The organism is Cupriavidus sp. Met-2, from assembly GCF_049843575.1.
Classification (GTDB): Bacteria; Pseudomonadota; Gammaproteobacteria; order Burkholderiales; family Burkholderiaceae; genus Cupriavidus; species Cupriavidus metallidurans.
In genome coordinates, this window is record NZ_JBBHZL010000038.1 from 1 (window position 1) to 4,473 (window position 4,473).

Annotated in this window: 7 protein-coding genes; 6 read left to right on the forward strand and 1 reads right to left on the reverse strand. The window is 63.5% G+C overall.

The window, feature by feature from the left end; all coding sequences use genetic code 11:
* Positions 1-33: 33 nt before the first annotated feature.
* Positions 34-468 (reverse strand): mercury resistance transcriptional regulator MerR, encoded by a 435-nt coding sequence (locus WD006_RS29145; RefSeq protein WP_003131969.1) that lies wholly within the window; start codon positions 466-468, stop codon positions 34-36.
* 71 nt (positions 469-539) lie between these two features.
* Between WD006_RS29145 and merT the strand changes: the two genes are divergently transcribed.
* From merT to WD006_RS29175, 6 genes are all read left to right on the forward strand, one after another.
* Entirely contained in the window at positions 540-890 is a 351-nt protein-coding gene (gene merT / locus WD006_RS29150) for a mercuric ion transporter MerT (protein ID WP_006224622.1), read from the forward strand.
* 12 nt (positions 891-902) lie between these two features.
* Positions 903-1,178 carry a mercury resistance system periplasmic binding protein MerP gene (gene merP, locus WD006_RS29155; RefSeq protein WP_003131987.1) on the forward strand — a complete coding sequence of 92 codons (276 nt, stop codon included), beginning with the start codon at positions 903-905 and terminating at the stop codon, positions 1,176-1,178.
* Between the two features lie 71 nt (positions 1,179-1,249).
* Positions 1,250-2,935, forward strand: a complete 1,686-nt coding sequence (gene merA, locus WD006_RS29160) for a mercury(II) reductase (RefSeq protein ID WP_011514825.1) — start codon at positions 1,250-1,252, stop codon at positions 2,933-2,935.
* A 17-nt stretch (positions 2,936-2,952) separates the two neighbouring features.
* A complete protein-coding gene (gene merD / locus WD006_RS29165; RefSeq protein ID WP_000995360.1) occupies positions 2,953-3,318 on the forward strand; it encodes a mercury resistance co-regulator MerD in 366 nt (121 codons plus the stop codon).
* Positions 3,315-3,551, forward strand: a complete 237-nt coding sequence (gene merE, locus WD006_RS29170; RefSeq protein ID WP_003132004.1) for a broad-spectrum mercury transporter MerE — start codon at positions 3,315-3,317, stop codon at positions 3,549-3,551. The genes merD and merE overlap by 4 nt, the downstream gene beginning before the upstream one ends.
* Positions 3,467-4,473, forward strand: a 1,007-nt coding sequence (locus WD006_RS29175; RefSeq protein WP_200876302.1) for a DUF3330 domain-containing protein, incomplete at its 3' end; no start/stop codon positions are given. The genes merE and WD006_RS29175, both read left to right, overlap by 85 nt.

Consider the following 4,473-nt stretch of genomic DNA (forward strand, 5'->3'; position numbering starts at 1 on the left):
GGGGTCGTCTCAGAAAACGGAAAATAAAGCACGCTAAGGCATAGCCGAACCTGCCAAGCTTGCTCCACCCTGTAGTGACGCGATCAGCGGGCAGGAAACGTTCCCCCTTCGCGCATGGCAGGCGCACACCAACTCAGACAGCACGGCCTCCATGCGCGCCAGGTCAGCCATTTTCTCGCGCACGTCCTTGAGCTTGTGCTCGGCCAGACTGCTGGCTTCCTCGCAATGGGTGCCATCCTCCAGCCGCAGCAGCTCGGCGATCTCATCCAGGCTGAAGCCCAGCCGCTGGGCTGATTTCACGAAGCGCACCCGCGTTACATCCGCCTCGCCATAGCGGCGGATGCTGCCATAGGGCTTGTCAGGCTCCAGCAACAAGCCCTTGCGCTGATAGAAACGGATGGTCTCCACATTGACCCCGGCCGCCTTGGCGAAAACGCCAATGGTCAGGTTCTCCAAATTGTTTTCCATATCGCTTGACTCCGTACATGAGTACGGAAGTAAGGTTACGCTATCCAATTTCAATTCGAAAGGACAAGCGCATGTCTGAACCAAAAACCGGGCGCGGCGCGCTCTTCACTGGAGGGCTTGCCGCCATCCTCGCCTCGGCTTGCTGCCTCGGGCCGTTGGTTCTGATCGCCTTGGGGTTCAGCGGCGCTTGGATCGGCAACTTGGCGGTGTTGGATCCCTATCGCCCCATCTTTATCGGCGTGGCGCTGGTGGCGTTGTTCTTCGCCTGGCGGCGCATCTACCGGCAGGCAGCGGCCTGCAAACCGGGTGAGGTCTGCGCGATTCCCCAAGTGCGAGCTACTTACAAGCTCATTTTCTGGATCGTGGCCGCGCTGGTTCTGGTCGCGCTCGGATTTCCCTACGTCATGCCATTTTTCTACTGATCGGAGTTCACCATGAAGAAACTGTTTGCCTCCCTCGCCCTCGCCGCCGTTGTTGCCCCCGTCTGGGCCGCCACCCAGACCGTCACGCTGTCCGTACCGGGCATGACCTGCTCCGCCTGCCCGATCACTGTCAAGAAGGCGATTTCCAAGGTCGAAGGCGTCAGCAAAGTTGACGTGACTTTCGAGACACGCCAAGCGGTCGTCACCTTCGACGATGCCAAGACCAGCGTGCAGAAGCTGACCAAGGCAACCGCAGACGCGGGCTATCCGTCCAGCGTCAAGCAGTGAGTCACTGAAAACGGCACCGCAGCACAACGGACGTCATTGTCTGGCGCCACAAACGATAAAGGATCTGTTGCATGACCCATCTAAAAATCACCGGCATGACTTGCGACTCGTGCGCGGCGCACGTCAAGGAAGCGCTGGAAAAAGTGCCAGGCGTGCAGTCGGCGCTGGTGTCCTATCCGAAGGGCACAGCGCAACTCGCCATCGTGCCGGGCACATCGCCGGACGCGCTGACTGCCGCCGTGGCCGGACTGGGCTACAAGGCAACGCTAGCCGATGCGCCACTGGCGGACAACCGCGTCGGACTGCTCGACAAGGTGCGGGGATGGATGGCCGCCGCCGAAAAGCACAGTGGCAACGAGCCCCCGGTGCAGGTAGCGGTCATTGGCAGCGGTGGAGCCGCGATGGCGGCGGCGCTGAAGGCCGTCGAGCAAGGCGCGCAGGTCACGCTGATCGAGCGCGGCACCATCGGCGGCACCTGCGTCAATGTCGGCTGTGTGCCGTCCAAGATCATGATCCGCGCCGCCCACATCGCCCATCTGCGCCGGGAAAGCCCGTTCGATGGCGGTATTGCGGCAACTGTGCCTACGATTGACCGCAGTAAGCTGCTGGCCCAGCAGCAGGCCCGCGTCGACGAACTGCGGCACGCCAAGTACGAAGGCATCCTGGGCGGTAATCCGGCCATCACCGTTGTGCACGGTGAGGCGCGCTTCAAGGACGACCAGAGCCTTACCGTCCGTTTGAACGAGGGTGGCGAGCGCGTCGTGATGTTCGACCGCTGCCTGGTCGCCGCGGGTGCCAGCCCGGCGGTCCCGCCGATTCCGGGCTTGAAAGAGTCACCCTACTGGACTTCCACCGAGGCCCTGGCGAGCGACACCATTCCCGAACGCCTTGCCGTAATCGGCTCGTCGGTGGTGGCGCTGGAGCTGGCGCAAGCCTTTGCCCGGCTGGGCAGCAAGGTCACGGTCCTGGCGCGCAATACCTTGTTCTTCCGTGAAGACCCGGCCATCGGCGAGGCGGTGACAGCCGCTTTCCGTGCCGAGGGCATCGAGGTGCTGGAGCACACGCAAGCCAGCCAGGTCGCCCATATGGACGGTGAATTCGTGCTGACCACCACGCACGGTGAATTGCGCGCCGACAAACTGCTGGTTGCCACCGGTCGGACACCGAACACGCGCAGCCTCGCGCTGGACGCAGCGGGGGTCACTGTCAATGCGCAAGGTGCCATCGTCATCGACCAAGGCATGCGCACGAGCAACCCGAACATCTACGCGGCCGGCGACTGCACCGACCAGCCGCAGTTCGTCTATGTGGCGGCAGCGGCCGGCACCCGTGCCGCGATCAACATGACCGGCGGCGATGCGGCGCTCGACCTGACCGCAATGCCGGCCGTGGTGTTCACCGATCCGCAAGTGGCGACCGTGGGCTACAGCGAGGCGGAAGCCCACCACGACGGGATCGAGACCGACAGCCGCACCTTGACCTTGGACAACGTGCCGCGTGCGCTCGCCAACTTCGACACACGCGGCTTCATCAAGTTGGTTATCGAGGAAGGCAGCCATCGGCTGATCGGCGTACAAGCGGTCGCGCCGGAAGCGGGTGAACTGATCCAGACGGCGGCTCTGGCCATTCGCAACCGCATGACGGTGCAGGAACTGGCCGACCAGTTGTTCCCCTACCTGACGATGGTCGAGGGGTTGAAGCTCGCGGCGCAGACCTTCAACAAGGATGTGAAGCAGCTTTCCTGCTGCGCCGGGTGAGAAAAAGGAGGTGTTCAATGAACGCCTACACGGTGTCCCGGCTGGCTCTTGATGCCGGGGTGAGCGTGCATATCGTGCGCGACTACCTGCTGCGCGGATTGCTGCGCCCGGTGGCGTGCACACCAGGCGGCTACGGCTTGTTCGATGACGCCGCCTTGCAACGGCTGTGCTTCGTGCGGGCGGCCTTCGAGGCGGGCATCGGCCTCGACGCGCTGGCGCGGCTGTGCCGGGCGCTGGATGCGGCGGACGGCGACGAAGCGGCCGCGCAGCTTGCCCTGCTGCGTCAGTTCGTCGAGCGTCGGCGCGAAGCGTTGGCCGATCTGGAAGTGCAGTTGGCCACCCTGCCGACCGAGCCGGCACAGCACGCGGAGAGTCTGCCATGAACAACCCCGAGCGCTTGCCGTCCGAGACGCACAAACCGATCACCGGCTACCTGTGGGGCGGACTGGCTGTGCTGACTTGCCCCTGCCACCTGCCCATCCTCGCTGTCGTGCTGGCCGGCACAACCGCCGGTGCTTTCCTCGGCGAGCATTGGGTCATCGCGGCGCTCGGTTTGACCGGCCTGTTCCTTCTGTCCCTGTCGCGGGCGTTGCGGGCATTCAGGGAAAGAGAATGAGCGCTTTCCGGCCGGATGGATGGACGACGCCGGAACTGGCCCAAGCGGTCGAGCGCGGGCAGCTTGAACTGCACTACCAGCCCGTCGTCGATCTGCGCAGTGGTGGGATTGTCGGCGCGGAAGCCCTGTTGCGCTGGCGTCATCCGACGCTTGGACTATTGCCACCGGGCCAGTTCCTGCCCGTGGTCGAATCGTCCGGCCTGATGCCTGAAATCGGCGCTTGGGTGCTGGGCGAAGCCTGCCGCCAGATGCGTGACTGGCGAATGCTGGCATGGCGACCGTTCCGGCTGGCCGTCAATGTTTCGGCGAGCCAAGTGGGACCGGACTTCGACGGGTGGGTAAAGGGCGTGCTGGCTGATGCCGAGTTGCCCGCCGAGTATCTCGAAATCGAGCTGACCGAATCGGTCGCGTTTGGTGATCCGGCGATCTTCCCCGCCCTGGACGCCTTGCGGCAGATCGGTGTGCGCTTCGCCGCCGATGACTTCGGGACGGGGTATTCCTGTCTGCAACATCTGAAGTGCTGCCCAATCAGCACGCTCAAGATCGACCAATCGTTTGTCGCCGGGCTCGCCAACGACCGCCGCGACCAAACCATCGTGCACACCGTGATTCAGCTTGCGCACGGGCTGGGCATGGATGTGGTGGCTGAAGGCGTGGAAACATCGGCGAGTCTTGATCTATTGCGACAAGCGGACTGCGACACAGGACAAGGCTTCCTGTTCGCGAAGCCAATGCCGGCGGCGGCATTCGCCGTCTTCGTCAGTCAATGGAGGGGTGCCACCATGAATGCAAGTGACTCGACCACCACCAGTTGCTGCGTGTGCTGCAAGGAAATCCCGCTCGATGCCGCCTTCACCCCGGAAGGCGCGGAATACGTCGAGCACTTCTGCGGGTTGGAGTGTTATCAACGCTTCGAAGCGCA